15 protein-coding genes, 1 tRNA gene, 1 other RNA gene and 2 riboswitches are annotated in these 14,837 nt (G+C 67.8%); of the genes, 11 read left to right on the top strand and 6 right to left on the bottom strand.

Annotation, left to right across the window (positions count from 1 at the left end):
• Nucleotides 1-19: 19 nt before the first annotated feature.
• The 5 genes from fbaA (at nucleotide 20) to U9977_RS08935 (ending at nucleotide 5,763) form a co-directional block, all read left to right on the top strand.
• On the top strand, nucleotides 20-1,057 hold the full coding sequence (gene fbaA / locus U9977_RS08955) for a class II fructose-bisphosphate aldolase (RefSeq protein WP_322748730.1): 1,038 nt from the start codon (nucleotides 20-22) through the stop codon (nucleotides 1,055-1,057).
• 223 nt (nucleotides 1,058-1,280) lie between these two features.
• Nucleotides 1,281-1,453, top strand: a riboswitch (cyclic di-AMP (ydaO/yuaA leader).
• 71 nt (nucleotides 1,454-1,524) lie between these two features.
• Nucleotides 1,525-2,274 (top strand): transglycosylase family protein, encoded by a 750-nt coding sequence (locus tag U9977_RS08950; protein WP_322748727.1) that lies wholly within the window; start codon nucleotides 1,525-1,527, stop codon nucleotides 2,272-2,274.
• 351 nt (nucleotides 2,275-2,625) lie between these two features.
• Nucleotides 2,626-2,790, top strand: a riboswitch (cyclic di-AMP (ydaO/yuaA leader).
• Between the two features lie 5 nt (nucleotides 2,791-2,795).
• The gene (locus U9977_RS08945) at nucleotides 2,796-3,539 is read left to right on the top strand and encodes a transglycosylase family protein (RefSeq protein WP_322748726.1); all 744 of its coding nucleotides are present in this window, start codon (nucleotides 2,796-2,798) and stop codon (nucleotides 3,537-3,539) included.
• 180 nt (nucleotides 3,540-3,719) lie between these two features.
• Nucleotides 3,720-4,151 carry a DUF3151 domain-containing protein gene (locus tag U9977_RS08940; protein ID WP_322748725.1) on the top strand — a complete coding sequence of 144 codons (432 nt, stop codon included), beginning with the start codon at nucleotides 3,720-3,722 and terminating at the stop codon, nucleotides 4,149-4,151.
• Nucleotides 4,152-4,281: 130 nt separating this feature from the next.
• Nucleotides 4,282-5,763 carry an ATP-binding protein gene (locus U9977_RS08935; RefSeq protein WP_322748724.1) on the top strand — a complete coding sequence of 494 codons (1,482 nt, stop codon included), beginning with the start codon at nucleotides 4,282-4,284 and terminating at the stop codon, nucleotides 5,761-5,763.
• A gap of 121 nt (nucleotides 5,764-5,884) precedes the next feature.
• Here the strand turns inward: U9977_RS08935 and U9977_RS08930 are convergent, their stop codons facing one another.
• From U9977_RS08930 to U9977_RS08915, 4 genes are all read right to left on the bottom strand, one after another.
• On the bottom strand, nucleotides 5,885-6,199 hold the full coding sequence (locus U9977_RS08930) for a type II toxin-antitoxin system PemK/MazF family toxin (RefSeq protein WP_322748723.1): 315 nt from the start codon (nucleotides 6,197-6,199) through the stop codon (nucleotides 5,885-5,887).
• Nucleotides 6,189-6,419, bottom strand: coding sequence for a hypothetical protein (locus U9977_RS08925; RefSeq protein WP_322748722.1), 231 nt, complete (start codon nucleotides 6,417-6,419; stop codon nucleotides 6,189-6,191). The genes U9977_RS08930 and U9977_RS08925 overlap by 11 nt, the downstream gene beginning before the upstream one ends.
• 81 nt (nucleotides 6,420-6,500) lie before the next feature.
• Nucleotides 6,501-6,585, bottom strand: a tRNA-Ser gene (locus tag U9977_RS08920).
• A 61-nt stretch (nucleotides 6,586-6,646) separates the two neighbouring features.
• Nucleotides 6,647-7,069 (bottom strand): TOBE domain-containing protein, encoded by a 423-nt coding sequence (locus U9977_RS08915; RefSeq protein WP_322748721.1) that lies wholly within the window; start codon nucleotides 7,067-7,069, stop codon nucleotides 6,647-6,649.
• A 189-nt stretch (nucleotides 7,070-7,258) separates the two neighbouring features.
• Here U9977_RS08915 and ffs point away from each other — a divergent pair.
• From ffs to U9977_RS08885, 6 genes are all read left to right on the top strand, one after another.
• Nucleotides 7,259-7,355: signal recognition particle sRNA small type (gene ffs, locus U9977_RS08910), an RNA gene on the top strand.
• A 95-nt stretch (nucleotides 7,356-7,450) separates the two neighbouring features.
• On the top strand, nucleotides 7,451-9,706 hold the full coding sequence (locus U9977_RS08905) for a DNA polymerase III subunit gamma and tau (protein ID WP_322748720.1): 2,256 nt from the start codon (nucleotides 7,451-7,453) through the stop codon (nucleotides 9,704-9,706).
• A gap of 97 nt (nucleotides 9,707-9,803) precedes the next feature.
• On the top strand, nucleotides 9,804-10,226 hold the full coding sequence (locus U9977_RS08900; RefSeq protein WP_322748719.1) for a YbaB/EbfC family nucleoid-associated protein: 423 nt from the start codon (nucleotides 9,804-9,806) through the stop codon (nucleotides 10,224-10,226).
• A gap of 61 nt (nucleotides 10,227-10,287) precedes the next feature.
• A complete protein-coding gene (recR, locus tag U9977_RS08895) occupies nucleotides 10,288-10,884 on the top strand; it encodes a recombination mediator RecR (RefSeq protein WP_322748718.1) in 597 nt (198 codons plus the stop codon).
• A 270-nt stretch (nucleotides 10,885-11,154) separates the two neighbouring features.
• Nucleotides 11,155-11,607, top strand: a complete 453-nt coding sequence (locus tag U9977_RS08890; RefSeq protein WP_322748717.1) for a hypothetical protein — start codon at nucleotides 11,155-11,157, stop codon at nucleotides 11,605-11,607.
• A 54-nt stretch (nucleotides 11,608-11,661) separates the two neighbouring features.
• Complete coding sequence (locus tag U9977_RS08885; RefSeq protein WP_322748716.1) at nucleotides 11,662-12,912, top strand: Fic family protein; 1,251 nt, start codon at nucleotides 11,662-11,664, stop codon at nucleotides 12,910-12,912.
• A gap of 64 nt (nucleotides 12,913-12,976) precedes the next feature.
• Here U9977_RS08885 and U9977_RS08880 read toward each other — a convergent pair whose 3' ends face one another.
• The gene (locus U9977_RS08880) at nucleotides 12,977-13,981 is read right to left on the bottom strand and encodes a zinc-dependent alcohol dehydrogenase family protein (RefSeq protein ID WP_322748729.1); all 1,005 of its coding nucleotides are present in this window, start codon (nucleotides 13,979-13,981) and stop codon (nucleotides 12,977-12,979) included.
• A gap of 122 nt (nucleotides 13,982-14,103) precedes the next feature.
• A complete protein-coding gene (locus U9977_RS08875; RefSeq protein ID WP_322748715.1) occupies nucleotides 14,104-14,688 on the bottom strand; it encodes a TerD family protein in 585 nt (194 codons plus the stop codon).
• Nucleotides 14,689-14,837: the final 149 nt, after the last annotated feature.

The raw sequence follows: 14,837 nt of genomic DNA, 5'->3' as shown, positions 1-14,837 counted from the left end.
GCCCACAGGAGCCACAACCATGCCCATCGCCACCCCGGACGTCTACGCACAGATGCTTGACCGGGCCAAGACCGAGGCATTCGCCTACCCGGCGATCAACGTTACGTCGTCGGAGACCCTGAATGCAGCCCTGAAGGGCTTCGCCGATGCCGGCAGCGACGGCATCGTGCAGGTCTCCACCGGCGGTGCCGAGTTCCTCTCCGGCACCCGGGTGAAGAACATGGTCCTCGGCGCGCAAGCACTCGCCGAGTTCGCCCACCATGTCGCCAAAGCGTATCCGGTCAATATCGCCCTGCACACCGACCACTGCCCCGCGGACAAACTCGACACCTATCTGCGCCCCCTGCTTGCGATCTCCAAGGACCGGGTTCTCCGCGAAGGGCGGGATCCGCTGTTCCACTCACATATGTGGGATGGATCGGCAGTCGAGCTGGAGGAGAATCTCAAAATTGCCGACGGCCTCCTGATCGAATGCCACCAGGCCAAGATCGTCCTGGAGGTGGAGATCGGTGTCGTCGGCGGCGAGGAGGACGGTGTCGTCGGTGCGATCGACGAGAAACTTTACACCACGCCGACGGACATGTGGCGCACCGCCGAGGTTCTCGGCACCGGCGAACGGGGCCGCTACATGCTCGCCGCAACCTTCGGAAATGTGCACGGTGTATACAAGCCGGGCAATGTGAAACTCCGTCCGGGCATCCTTCGGGACGGGCAGCAGTATGTCGCGCAGCAGCTCGGTCTGCCAGTCGACGCCAAGCCCTTCGACCTGGTGTTTCACGGCGGTAGTGGTTCCGACCTGGCCGAAATCCGCGAGACGCTGGACTACGGCGTTGTCAAGATGAATGTGGACACCGATACCCAGTACGCATACACCCGGCCGATCGCCGACCATGTCTTCAAGAACTACGCCGGCGTACTGAAAGTGGACGGCGAAGTAGGTGTGAAAAAGCAGTACGACCCACGCAGCTACGGCAAGGCAGCCGAGTCCGGTATGGCCGCCCGTGTCGCGCAGGCCTGCGCAGACCTACGCTCGGCGGGGCATTCGCTGACCAGCTGACCCATCCGGCCGAAGGAGGCGCGACATCGCTTTTCGCGCCTCCTTCGGCCGCCTGCAAGCAAGCTGAGCGCATGCATGCGCGCGTTAGCAGTCGATCTCGAGGAACGGCAAGAGTGGACAGCGCGATGTGCGCATAGTCACGAACCGCATTCACGGCTTGTTCAGCCACCAGCAATTCTGGTTATGGTCTGCGCCGTGCCCGTCGATACGATGGGGACACGTCGGGCGGCACGCCGAATCCTGCCCTCGCTCGACGAAAACCAAACTTGCGGCAGGAACGGGGGACCCACTTTCGGACGTCGATATCGGGCGTCCTCGGGGTGAAGCCGTGAAAGCGGCCGGGCAGTCCCAGCCCGAATCCGACAGCTCACCTCGCAGGCGTGGGGAAGGGCATTACCAATATGTCCAGTACACGTTCTCGTGGCCGACATCGTGGAGTTCGCCGGGCTCGGATCCGCACCCGGGCCATGGTGGTGACCCCGGCCCTGGTCGCCGCGATCAGTGGCGGCATCGCGATGTCCCAACCGGCCAGCGCCGCCACGACCTGGGAGGGGCTTCGCCAATGCGAGTCCGGCGGTGACTACGGGGCGAACAGCGGCAACGGCTACTACGGCGCTTACCAGTTCTCGCTGGGCACCTGGCAGGGCCTGGGCTTCACCGGCCTGCCCAGCAGCGCGGCCCCCGGCACCCAGGATGCAGCCGCGATCAAGCTCGCCGCCCGCGCCGGCTTCGGCCAGTGGCCTGCCTGCGGCAAGGGCATGGGCGCCGACCAACTCGGGGGCGGTACCAGCCCAGTCGGTACCAGCCCAGTCGGCACCAACCCGGCCGGCACCGCAAGTCCCGGCGCATCGGGCGCCGACAGCAGCAGGGATGCACCGGACACCAGCGCATCGGACTCGAGCTCATCCGACACCGACTCGTCGCCGGCACCCTCGTACGGCAGGAGCGGTTCCTCGCGCTGGCAATGGCGCACGGTGAGCACGGACATCTCGTCGAACTCCGCTGATGCGATGCCCCTTACCGCCGACCTCGTCGATCAGGTGCGGTCGGACGTTCGGTCGTGGCAGCACCAGATGAACAGTCTTGGCTACAAGATCCAAATTGACGGTCGGTATGGACCTGAGTCGGCCGGCGCGGCCAGCCGCCTGCAGGCCGACAAGGGCCTGGCGGTCGACGGAATCTGTGGGCCGGAGACCTGGGGGGTCACCTTCAGCTGAACAGCCGGCAGCTGACGGCCGCGAACTGATATAGACCCCGCGAGGACGAGTCGGGTCGGTCCCACCTGCGTGACAACAAACACAACAGAAAAGCACTACGGCGACCGGCCCGATCACTCGGTGTTACGAAAAGCCAGCACAAACGACCCCCCATCGGGGTCACCCCAATCGCCGGGTAGAGTGTTGTCTTTGGGCCATGTAGCCCATTCGGGTGGTGAAAGCCAGGTCCGTGTAGTTCATCCGACACCCCCGATTTGCTTCGAAAGGGCCAGGCTCGCTAGAGTCCTCCCCACTCGCCAGATCGGCGAGGCCGCGCGGACGGACGCCGAATCCCGTCCCCGCCCGCCGCGGCAGGACCTATCGCGAAGCCGCACGGACGGGATCGGGGGAACCACATCCGGATACCGGCCACCGGTGTCCTTGGGGTAAAGCAGGCGACGCTCATCGGCGTCACCGGCCGGGCATGTTCCCAGCCCGCACCCGACAGCTCACCTCGTAGGCGACGGGAAGGACCGACCCACATGCCGTCTGTTGGCAGGCACCGAGCCCCGCAACAGTCGTCCACCGCAGTCAAGGTCCTGCGTACCACCGGTGCTGTCACAGCACTCGTGGGCAGTGGTCTCGCCGTCGCGGCCAGTCCCGCAGGCGCCGCGACCGCCGACGACTTCACCAAACTCCGCCAGTGTGAGTCCGGCGGCAACTATCACATCAATACCGGTAACGGGTTCTACGGCGCGTACCAGTTCGACGCCGGAACCTGGCACGGTCTCGGCTATTCCGGCCTCCCCAGTGACGCCCCGCCGGCGCTGCAGGACGACGCAGCCCACAAGCTCTACAACTCTCGCGGCTGGTCCCCGTGGCCGTCCTGCTCGGTCAAGATGGGCCTGACCAACAACGGCCCGGCGCCGCAGGTGCCGACAACGGTGCCGGCAACGGTGCCCAACGTCGCGGCAGTCCAGCAGGCGATCGCCCCGGTACAGCCCGCAATGACCTTGGACCGCGCGAAGGCGCAACTGGAATCGTCGAACTTCACCGGTACGACGCTTTCCACCGCTCTGGCCGGAGAGGTGCGCGCTGACGCCTACGTCTGGCAGAACACGATGCGCGAGAAGAAATTCATTCTGCAGGTGGACGGCCGCTTCGGCGGCGAGTCCCAGGGCCTGGCATCGCTGTACAGCTACCTGACACGGGTCGACGACGGACAGGCCGGTGTGGTCGGTAAGAACCTCTGGGACATCACCGTCACCAGCCCGTCCGCCCTGTGATCCCAAAGGTTCGTATCCTGTAACATCCTATGACTGTTCGAAGGTGGATTCGCCCTCGAACCCTGATTCCGCGGCGGACCCGATGGCCCACCCCCCTCCCACCGGGTCCGCCGCGTGAGAACCTGTTCTGACCGATCCCCACTCGGCACAGTGCAACCGGGATCCGGCAGGATGGACCCCATGACGACCTCCCCTGGACGGCCGGATCTTCTTGACGGTCCGCCCCCGACAAAACTCACTCTCGATCCGGCTGCCGCCAAAGCGCTCGACGCCGGCGAGACCGCGGAGACGGTCGCCGGTCGCTTCCCGGACTCAAGCCTCGCCTGGGCGATGCTGGCCGAGCGCGCCCTGGAGGCAGGTGCGGCGGTCACGGCCTACGCCTACGCACGGACCGGATACCACCGCGGCTTGGACCAGCTTCGTCGCGCCGGCTGGCACGGGCATGGGCCGATCCCGTGGTCCCACGAGGCCAACCAGGGCTTCCTACGCGCGCTCGCGGCGCTCAGTCGCGCCGCCGCCGCCATCGGTGAGGCCGAGGAGGCCGCCCGCTGCCGGGACTTCCTCGCCGACAGCGATCCCGAAGCGGCCGAGGTACTGGGCCTTAAGAGCTGAGCCGCTCACGACCGTCCTGCTGACGTCCTGGATCGGGGACCGGGACACCCTGCTGTCCGCCCGGTGGCCTACTGACATCCGAGGTAAGTTACAGGTGATGTAAGTAGCGTGCGAGGTAAGCAGGGGCGGAATGGCGTTCGTCAATCGCGTCGAGGAGCTTGCCGCGCTGGAGCGCTGGTGGACCTCGACCCATCCACGACCAGCGGTGATATGGGGACGACGCAGAGTCGGTAAAACCGCCCTGTTGCACCGGTTCGCCGACGGACGGCGGTCGATCTTTCATACGGGTGCCGGTCGTGCCGCATCAGGAGAACTGGCGCAGCTGTCCCGCCAGGTCGCGGCCGGCATCCCCGGACGGTTCCGGGACCTGCTCACGCGCCCGTATTCCGACTGGGACGACGCCTTGGACGACTTGGCGGTGGCAGCGGAACGCGAGCCGCTTCTCGTCGTCCTGGACGAGTTCCCAGAGATTGTCGCGACATCGCCGGACCTCCCAGGAGTGCTGCGGGCCTTTCTCGACCGCGTGGCGGGCAGGACACAGCTACGACTGCTGCTGTGCGGGTCGGCAGTGCGGCACATGACCGCGTTGCAGGAACAACGGGCGCCGCTCTACGGTCGGTTCGACCTGTCACTGTCGCTGCATCCGTTCCGCCCGCACGAGGCCGCCCTGATGCTGCCCGAGCTCACCCCGGCCAACCGAGCCCTCGTGTACGGGCTGGTCGGCGGAGTACCGCTGTACCTGTCCTGGTGGGACCAGAACGCGGACGTCACCGACAACCTGCGGCGACTGGCCTGCCGGCCGGGGGCGTCGCTGCTCACCGAGGGACAACTCGTGCTGGCAACCGAGGTGGAACACGGTGAGTACCCGGCGGCGGTGCTGCATGCCATCGCCGCGGGCCGCACGCAGTACAACGAGATCAAGGATCATATCCGGGCTGAGCCGGCCCGCACCCTGGACCGGCTCATCGAGCTGCGGCTCGTCGACCGGGTCATGCCGGTGACCGACACCGCCCGCAGCCGGCGCCGGGTCTACCGCATCGCTGACAACTTCCTCGCCTTCTATCTCGGGGTGCTTTCCCGGTTCCGTGCCGAGATCGACCGCGGTCTCGGGGAGGCTCTGCTGCCCGTCCTGGTCACAAGCCTCGATGACCATTTCGGTCTGCCCTGGGAAGAGGCGTTCCGGGAGCATCTGCGGCGGCTCGCGGTCTCCGGTTCGCTGGGGCCGGACGTCGTGGCGATCGGGCCCTACTGGGGAACCGGCGGTCAGGACGAGATCGACGCGGTCGTCCTCGCCGGCCGGGAACGGCGTCCGGTGCTGGCCGGTGCGGCGAAATGGGCACGCAGCGTTGACGGCCGCAGACTCGCCGCCGACCTACGGGAGAAGACCCGTGCGTTGCGGGTCGGCCGGCCCGCGGCGCAGCTACCGGATCATGACGATGCCGGCCCAAATGCCGGCCCAGCTGCCGGCCCAGCTGCCGGCCCAGCTGCCGGCCCAGATGTGACGGACCATCCCGAAGCGGTGCGCCTTGCTCTCTGCGCCCGCGAGGAGATCCGGAACCCACCAGCGGGAGTCCTCACCGTCACCGCCGCCGACATCTTCGCTCCGGCCTGACGGCACCGCCGGCCCGGCTCAACTGGATCCTGTCAGGGCTACGGATTGTGCCCATTGGCGACGACGAGGCAAGAGCCGCCGCCGGCATGCTGATCGGGTCAATCTCGTAGCCGTGTAGAGATCAGTTCAACCCGAGTGCAGTGCGTAATGCAGTGTCGACGTCAGCCATCTCGACTGCGGACAGCTGGCCGACGAATCGACCCAGACGCTCAGGGTCGACCGCCGCCGTTTGCTCGACCAGGACACGGGTCGCCTGATTGTCGATCTCGACCTCGGGCCGAAAGGATGCCGGCCGTGCGCTGGTGGAAGTAGGGGCCACCAGCCAGGTCGACAACGGCAGCAGATCGGACTGCACGATGACGGCGTACCGGTTACCTCGTTGTTCGTGGCCACGCGCGTCACGAGGAGCTCGCATCTGGTAGACGTCACCACGCACGCAGTGGCTCCATGTCCGAAAGCACAGCCCGCGCCTCAGCCCGGTCGGCCGGGTCTGCGGCAAGAGCTTCAGCCTCAGCGACCAACCGCTCGGCCTGACGCGCACGCCACGCGGAGAGGATCGCCTCACGGATCACCTGGGACCGATCCCGTTCACCGACTGTGAGGTCAGCCAGGGCCCGGTCGACGTCCTCGTCTGTACGAAACGTAATCGTAGCCATAAGGCTCATTGTAATACAGCCCGCAATACAGATCCTGGAGGCGTCAATCACCAACAAGCCCTGACTGCCACCGGCACACGGCGGAGGATGAGAGATTCGAACTCTCGAGGGGTTGCCCCCAACACGCTTTCCAAGCGTGCGCCCTAGGCCACTAGGCGAATCCTCCGTTGCCAAGCCTATCGGATCCACGGGCAACGGAACCGACGGCCAGCAAGATCCCTACCGGTTCAGAGGGATGCGATCGAGATCTCCGTGGATTTGATCAGCGCCGTGACCGCGACACCCCGGTCAAGGCCGAGGTCGACGACGGCCGCCTTCGTGATCGCCGCAGTGATCTCGTCACCCCCGTCGATGACAAGCTTCACCACCGCCATCGCATCGCCCTCGTCGATCGCGACGATCGTGCCGGGAATCCGGTTGCGGATACTCAGGCCCGACACGGGACCCGTGGCCAGCGCGACCTCGGTGGACTTGACCATGATCCGAACCTGGGAGCCTTCAGCGAGATCAAGATCATTGATCGACTCCACGGTAACCGCGGCGGTCACCTCCGGACCGCCGACCAGGCGGATCTTGACCGTTGCCATCGCCGCACCGGACGTGATGACGGTTACGGTTCCGGCAATCTGGTTGCGGATGCTGACGCTCATGTTGGACCTCACCGGCACTTCCTGGACATCGTTGCTGGTCGGGATGCCACCACCTTCACACGCAAGGCATTCGGCCAGCCGTCCCGACCGACCATATGGATGGCTTTCGGTGAGTATGCCTGACTGATGGCGGCTTTCGAGCCACCGATGCGCTGCTGAAGATCCATCCGACAGGCCTTAGACTCACTGGCAGACCCCTCGCGCGGCGTCACCCTCGTGAACCCCCCCAGGGCCGGAAGGCAGCAAGGGTAAGCAGGCTCTGGCGGGTGTGCGAGGGGTCGTCCTCTTCGCGGGGGCCGCGAACCCGGCGACGGCCTTGATCCCGGGCAACGCCCAGCGTGCTGACGTAGCGAGTGATCGACGGAACAGGTCGGTGATCATGTGAGCGGCGCGTTGTACAACCGGTACCGTCCAGCGACCTTCGCCCAGGTCGTCGGTCAGGAGCACGTGACCGGTGCCCTCATGCAGGCGTTGCGGACCGGCCGCCTGCACCACGCCTACCTGTTCAGCGGTCCGCGCGGCTGCGGCAAGACGTCGTCCGCGCGCATCCTTGCCGCATCCCTGAACTGCGTGAACGGGCCGACACCCGAGCCGTGCGGGGTGTGCGAGCAGTGCGTGTCGATCCGACGCGGTGTGTCCATGGACGTCACCGAGATCGACGCCGCCTCCCACGGGCTTGTGGACGATGCCCGCGACCTGCGGGAACGCGCGTTCTTCGCGCCGGCCTCGGCGCGGTTCAAGGTGTATGTCGTCGACGAGGCCCACATGGTCACCGCGGCGGCTTTCAACGCCCTACTCAAGGTCGTCGAGGAACCACCGCCCTACCTGAAGTTCGTGTTCGCGACCACCGAACCCGACAAGGTCATCGCCACCATCCGCTCCCGGACTCACCACTACGCGTTCCGACTCGTTCCACCCGGCGCGCTGCGCGACCACCTCACGTCCGTCTGCACGTCGGAAGGGGTTGACGTCGATCCGGCGGTACTACCGCTGGTGGTACGAGCCGGCGCAGGCTCCGTCCGCGACTCGCTGTCCGTACTCGACCAGCTGCTCGCCGGCGCGGGGCCGGATGGCCTTGGCTACGATCGGGCGGTAGCGTTACTCGGGCTGACCGACGGCGTCCTGCTGGACGAAGCGGTCGACGCCCTTGCCGCACGGGACGGCGCCACCTCGTTCACCGTTGTCGACAAGGTCGTCTCCTCCGGCCACGACCCCCGGCGATTCGCCATGGACCTGCTGGAACGCCTACGGGATCTGATCGTCTTCGCGGCCGTGCCGGACGCGCCCGCCAAGGGGCTGCTGGAGAACTACTCACTCGACCAGATCGAACGGATGCGCGACCAGTGCGGCCGGATGGGCCCGGCCGAGCTTTCCCGGGCCGCGGACGTGGTACACGCAGGTCTCAAGGAGATGCGCGGGACGACCAGCCCGCGCCTCCTGCTCGAACTGGTCATGGCACGGGCGTTGCTGCCCGCTGCCGGATCTGACCCGTCGGCGTTGCTGGTCCGCCTCGAACGGTTGGAACGGCGGGCGGAGGCCGGCGGCATCACCGGTCCATCACATGATGATGATGATGCGACGACGACGACCGGCCCGGGACCGTCGGCCGGCCCGGCGCAACCGCCGACCCCGGCCCGGGTTTCCGGGACTGGCGAGGTCCGCGCACAATCAGCACCCGGACCGCACTCCCCCGCCGCAACGCGATCAACCGACGGTGGCGGTGCCGGCGGTGCCGATGCCGGCGGTGGCGGTGGCGGTACCGATGCGGGACGACTGCGAGCAGCCTGGGACGACGTGCTCCGCGCGGCCCGGTCGCGCAAGCCCGCCACGCACGCCCTACTCCAGGAGTACGCCTCGGTCGCGGATGTTCGTGGGGACGAAGTCATCCTCGCGTTCACGGTCGCGACGATCGCTCGGATGTTCGGTCAGGGCAGCAATGTCGAGGTCCTCCGCGCCGCCCTGACAGAGATTCTGGGCGGCACCTGGCGGGTCACCATCGCAGCCGCGGGGGGGCCACCCGGTGCGCCGGGGGGCACCGGCGTGCCCTGGACCCCTGGTGGGAACAGTCGGCCAGGCCGTCCGGACGGGACTTCCGGGCCGGAACCGGCCGGGTCCAGCTCACCGCGAGCCTCGGCCGGGCCGGTGCACGCTGTAGCCGTCGCCACACCGCCGCCGGCAACCCAATCGGGACCACCGGCACCTGTGCACCGCCCGACCGGACGAGCCATGGCCTCCGGCGGACCTTCGGCGCCTACCCCGACGGCCGGGCAGATCCGTCATGAGGCGACGACCGTCCGACCAGGGGCAACGCCCGCCGACCGGCCGGGTGCACGCGCCACGGGGGAGGGTCGTGCCACCGCCCACGCCGGCCCTGACGTGGCACGACGTTCGCCCGCGCCCCGTGAATCGTCCTCGGCCACACCACCGGCACCGGCACCGGTGACGTCGGTACCACCAGCGTCGTCGGTACCACCAGCGTCGTCGGCTGCCGGCCACTGCGACATCGACGATGAGCCCTCGGCCGGCGACGATGACGCGCCGGCGTACCCAGGCGCGTCGCTGTCGGGTGAGGCGGCCGCGATGGCGTTGCTGCAGTCCGACCTCGGCGCCACCGTCATCGACCAACCCATCGACTGATCGACCATTGCGTCGACTGGCCGCACACCGGACGGACCGGACATTCCTCGGCCAACGGCACATGGGTGCGTCGGACCCCGGACGTAGGCTCATGGACATGTCGAACCCGCAGATACCTGGGCCGGACATCGGCCAGATCCTCATGCAGGCCCAGCGGATGCAGGCCGAGTTGATGACCGCCCAACAGGAACTCGCCGACACCAGAGTGGACGGCACCGCGGGCGGAGGTCTGGTGAAAGCCACCGTGACCGGCGGCGGCGAGTTGGTCGATCTCACCATCAGTCCGGCCGCGGTCGATCCGACCGACACCGAGACCTTGGCGGACCTCGTCCTCGCGGCCGTTCGGGACGCCGCCGTCAACGCGCGCGGGCTCGCCGCGGAGCGGATGGGCGAGGTCACCGGCGGGCTGGGCGACGCTCTTGGTGGGCTCGGAGTTCCGGGCGGGCTCGGAGTTCCGAGCGGACCGTCAGGTCTGGCCAGCGGGTCGGGCTCGGGGCCGCAAGCCCCAGGCCTGGGATGACAGGCATGCCGATCGGCGACCGGCTCGTGCCTGGCGGCCACATCGGGGCAGGTCGGTGACAATGTACGAGGGGATCGTCCAGGATCTGATCGACGAGCTCGGCCGGCTGCCGGGTATCGGCCCGAAAAGCGCGCAGCGGATCGCTTTCCACCTTCTCTCCGCGGACCCCGTCGATGTGCGGCGCCTTGCGGCGACGCTGAACGAAGTCAAGGACAAGGTCCGGTTCTGTCGGCTGTGTTTCAACGTCGCGCAGGCGGAACTGTGCCGGATCTGCTCCGACCAGCGACGTGATCCGGCCCAGATCTGCGTCGTCGAGGAGTCGAAGGACGTCGTCGCCATCGAGCGGACGCGGGAGTTCCGGGGGCGCTATCACGTCCTCGGTGGCGCGATCAATCCGATCGGCGGAGTGGGCCCTGATGACCTGCACATCCGAGAGCTGATCGCTCGGCTGGCCGATGGGACGGTGACCGAACTGATTCTCGCGACCGATCCGAACACCGAGGGTGAAGTCACCGCGTCCTACCTGGCTCGCCAGATCGCTCCGATGGGATTGAAGGTCACCCGTCTGGCCAGTGGCCTGCCGATGGGCGGGGATCTGGAATGGGCGGACGAGGTGACTCTCGGTCGCGCCTTCGAAGGCCGCCGGGTCGTCACCTGATCGCCTGACCAGGCCGCCGCCTGACCGGATACTCCACAATCGGTGGCTGTACGAGGCAGGACAGTGTGAGCCTGCGCCGTGTGTGAAGGCCTGCGAACCCCTCTCGGCTACTGTGGGCAGCTCTTGCCGAGTTCGACAGAGGCTGCGCGATCACGACTCTTGCCGCGCCGCCGCTGGCCGCACGGGAATAGCAGCCCTGTCCAGACAGCGTTCGCGACCTGGTCGTCCGCGCGCGAATGAACTCCTACGACCGTGGGGAGCACACATCAAATGATCATTAGTGCACACGTAGGTGCGGGGGCCCTGGTCGGTACAGCACTACGTCGGCCGATACCCGCGTTTGCCGTTGGTTTCGCCTCTCACCTGGCAATGGACATGCTGCCGCACTGGGGTACCGGCCCGGGGCTGGACTGGATTCCGGTCGCCCGACGCGACGGCGTGGCGGGTCTGGTCGCAATGGGTGTTCTGACGGCGGCCGCTCCACCCGGCCGAAGGCTCGCAGTGCTCGCCGGTATGAGCGGGGCCTGCCTTCCCGACACCGACAAAATCGGAATCTACTTCGCCGGCCGCAGTCCGTGGCCGGAACGTTTCGACCGCTTCCACGGCCGTATTCAGCGGGAATCCGCCGACCTGCTACCCCGGGATGTGCTCGTCGCCGCCGCACTCAGCGCAACCGCGGCCGGGCTGCTACAGCTTCTGGGCCGGGGTCGGAACCGTAGTTGAGCAAACTCCAAGAGTTTGCCTGTGTCGAAATGCTGAAAACAGGGGAATCCGGCGATGGGTCGATACGGGGAACAGCTCTGGGCCCCGAACCCTGCCGCACCGTTGCGCGGGCGCCGCATGGGGGTGTACCGCCCGTACTGTCCCGATCCTCTCGCCGGGTCGCCGCCGAGCCTCCACGATGATCTCATCGCACGCGCGACCGCCGTCGAGGCGGGCATCCGGTCGCTGACCGGCACAGTCATGGTGAGCCTGGACCGGCTGGCCGGCTTTCTCCTGCGGTCCGAGGCGGTTGCCTCGTCGCGCATCGCGGGCATCGGGGTCCCTCCCCAGCAGGTCGCCCTGGCGGAGTTCGCGAGCGGAGCCGGTACCGACAGCGTCGTCGAGGGCTTCAGCGTGAACGCCCGCCGGGTCGCCCGCAACATCGCCGCGCTCCGCCACGCGGTCACCGATCTCGCCGAACCCGGGGCAATCACCGTGGACGGCATCGTCAACCTGCAACGCACCCTGCTCCCGGGCCACCGGCACACCGGCCCACGGTCGGTTCAGACCTGGCTCGGCGGAAGCGAGTGGAACCCGTTGGACGCGGCGTTCATACCCGCGCCGCCGTCCGAGGTGGTCAGCCTGATGACTGATCTTGCCGCCTATGCGTCGGGCGACGCCCATCCACCGCTGATCCAGGCCGGGCTCGTCCACGCCCAGTTCGAGACCATCCAACCGTTCGACGACGGAAACGGGCGGGTGGCGCGGATGCTGATCCATGCTGTGCTCGCCCGACGGGGCCTGGTCACGCCGGCCGTGCTACCGGTCAGCCTCGCCTTTGTGAGCCGGTCCGACCGCTATGTGACGGCCCTGGCCGCCTACTGCCACGACGGTCCGCCCGGCGGCCGGGCCTCCCATGCCGCGCTGAACCAGTGGTTGACCTTCTTTCTCGACTCCATGGTGGTGGCGATCGAGGAGGCCCGCACCTTCGCGGACGAGATCGCCGAACTGCGCCGGTCCTGGGACACCCGGCTGGCAGCCTGCCGGGAGCAGACCGTCGTGGTTCGCAACCGGCCCCGGGAACCGTCAACCGCCGATCGGTTGATCACCATGCTACCCGGATCCCCGGTGCTCACCGCGGCCAGCGCGGCGCGCATCCTGGACGTGTCCGTGCAGGCCGCCTGGGCCGCGGCCGAGGAACTCGTCGGCGCGGGCATCCTGCGCCGACGGCAGATCGGACGCGGCGCCACCGGCTACCTCAGCAGGGAGGTATCCGACCTGCTCACTCTCGCCGAACGCCGGCTGGCGGCCGTCAAACGGGCCTGATCCGCGGCTGGGCTACGGTCGCCCGCAGCCGGCCCGCAGCCGGGCCCTGCTCAGCCGACCCTGCTCAGCCGGCCGGGAACAGGACCGCGGCGCCGGTCACCCGGTCCGCGGCCAGATCGATCAGCGCCTCGTCCGCCCGGTCCAGCGGATATGGCTGGACCGTGACCGCAAGCCGATGCCGCGCAGCAATCTCGAGGAACTCACGCCCGTCGGCCCGGGTGCTCGCGGTCGTGCTCCGCAGCGTCCGTTCCTGGAACAGGTGCCGCTGGTAGCTCAGCGCCGGCACATCGGACAGGTGGATACCGGCGATCGACAGCGTCCCGCCCCGGTCCAGTGCTCCCAGCGCAACGGGCACTAGGTCACCGACCGGCGCGAACAGGACCGCGGCGTCCAGCGGCTCCGGCGGGGCGTCGTAGGGCCCGGCGGCTGACGATGCGCCGAGCGAGAGCGCGAGTCGCCGCGCCGTCTGCGACCGGGTCAGCACATGGACCCTCGCGCCCTGCGCCAGCGCCACCTGCGCGGCCAGGTGGGCGGACGCGCCAAAGCCGTAGATCCCGAGTCGGCCGCCCGGTGGCAGGTCGGCGCGGCGCAGCGCCCGGAAACCGACAATGCCGGCGCACAGGAGCGGCGCCAGCTCACCGTCGGAGTAGCCCTCAGGCAGCCGGTAGGCGTAGTCCGCGCGGACGACGGCGTACTCGGCATAACCGCCGTCGGCATCCCAACCGGTGTAGCGGGAGACCAGACACAGGTTCTCCGCGCCGCGCCGGCAGTAGGTGCAGGTCCCGTCGGTCTCCCGCAGCCAGGCGATCCCGAGCCGGTCACCGGGGGCGACATCTTCCACCTTGGGGCCGACGGCGTCGACATAGCCGACCACCTCGTGCCCGGGAACCGTGTTGGGTCGACGCGGCCGGAGGTCGCCTTCGGCGAGATGCAGGTCTGTACGGCAGACCCCGCAGGCCGCGACCCGCAGACGCACCTCGCCGGCAGCGGGTTCGGGCACGGGCAGGGTCGTGCACCGCAGCGGTCGCGCCGTTGCCGGTGCCGGTGTGGTGACCTGCCAGGCGGTCATCATGGGCGTCATACCCATGACTTTCCCAGATCTACCGCCACCTACCGATCACACACCGTTGCCATCGGTGGACGGGGAGCCGAAGCATCGCCGTCCACCGACAGGCCATGTCACGCATGGTGTCAGATGGTGACACCATGATCACGGGCGAGACCACCAAGGTCGTTGTGACCCTGGCCGACCGCCCGGAACTTCCATTCCGCACCGTTGCGGTAGACCTCACCGAAAATCACCACCGTCTCGGTGGAGTAGTCCTCGGAAAGGTCGTAACGGACCAGTTCGGTTCCGGTCTGGTCGACAACGCGGATGTAGGCGTTGCGCACCTGCCCGAAGTTCTGGTTCCGATCCTGCGCACCGTAGATCGACACCGGTACGACAATCTTGTCGATGTCGGCCGGTACCTGACCGAGGTTGATGACGATCGACTCGTCGTCCCCCTCGCCCGCGCCGGTGAGATTGTCGCCGGTGAGGGTGATGGCGCCCTCCGGGGACTTCAGATTGTTGAAGAAAACAAAATGCTCGTTGGTGAGAGCCTTGCCGTCGGCCTTCACGCCGATGGCGGACGCGTCCAGGTCGAAGTCGGTTCCGGTGGTGGTGCGGGCATCCCAACCGAGCCCGACCGTCAACGCGGTGAGCTGGGGCGTGCCCGCGTCCGCCGCCTGCTTGGTAAGGCTGACGTTGCCGCCCTTGGCGAGACTGATGGCCATCTGTAGATCGTCCCCTCTGATCGGTCCGCGCCGGCGCGGATCGTCCCGTGCAGGTACAGACCTACCCCGGGGACCTCCGGCGACGCGAAAAGGTCATGATCGCGTGACCTGGGCTTAACAGCTACGAAAGAACCTTCGCACACGCTAGG

This window comes from Protofrankia sp. Cas8, assembly GCF_963555845.1.
Lineage (GTDB): Bacteria > Actinomycetota > Actinomycetes > Frankiales > Frankiaceae > Protofrankia.
This window is presented reverse-complemented; position numbering and strand designations above follow the sequence as displayed.

What these genes read in the sequence shown, in the direction of transcription:
- U9977_RS08880 (WP_322748729.1), bottom strand. Translation starts at nt 13,981, where the DNA reads ATGACCGCCTGGCAGGTCACCACACCGGCACCGGCAACGGCGCGACCG.
- U9977_RS08890 (WP_322748717.1), top strand. Translation starts at nt 11,155, where the DNA reads ATGATCATTAGTGCACACGTAGGTGCGGGGGCCCTGGTCGGTACAGCA.
- U9977_RS08900 (WP_322748719.1), top strand. Translation starts at nt 9,804, where the DNA reads ATGTCGAACCCGCAGATACCTGGGCCGGACATCGGCCAGATCCTCATG.
- recR (WP_322748718.1), top strand. Translation starts at nt 10,288, where the DNA reads ATGTACGAGGGGATCGTCCAGGATCTGATCGACGAGCTCGGCCGGCTG.
- U9977_RS08935 (WP_322748724.1), top strand. Translation starts at nt 4,282, where the DNA reads ATGGCGTTCGTCAATCGCGTCGAGGAGCTTGCCGCGCTGGAGCGCTGG.
- U9977_RS08945 (WP_322748726.1), top strand. Translation starts at nt 2,796, where the DNA reads ATGCCGTCTGTTGGCAGGCACCGAGCCCCGCAACAGTCGTCCACCGCA.
- U9977_RS08885 (WP_322748716.1), top strand. Translation starts at nt 11,662, where the DNA reads ATGGGTCGATACGGGGAACAGCTCTGGGCCCCGAACCCTGCCGCACCG.
- U9977_RS08875 (WP_322748715.1), bottom strand. Translation starts at nt 14,688, where the DNA reads ATGGCCATCAGTCTCGCCAAGGGCGGCAACGTCAGCCTTACCAAGCAG.
- fbaA (WP_322748730.1), top strand. Translation starts at nt 20, where the DNA reads ATGCCCATCGCCACCCCGGACGTCTACGCACAGATGCTTGACCGGGCC.
- U9977_RS08950 (WP_322748727.1), top strand. Translation starts at nt 1,525, where the DNA reads ATGGTGGTGACCCCGGCCCTGGTCGCCGCGATCAGTGGCGGCATCGCG.
- U9977_RS08940 (WP_322748725.1), top strand. Translation starts at nt 3,720, where the DNA reads ATGACGACCTCCCCTGGACGGCCGGATCTTCTTGACGGTCCGCCCCCG.
- U9977_RS08915 (WP_322748721.1), bottom strand. Translation starts at nt 7,069, where the DNA reads ATGAGCGTCAGCATCCGCAACCAGATTGCCGGAACCGTAACCGTCATC.
- U9977_RS08925 (WP_322748722.1), bottom strand. Translation starts at nt 6,419, where the DNA reads ATGGCTACGATTACGTTTCGTACAGACGAGGACGTCGACCGGGCCCTG.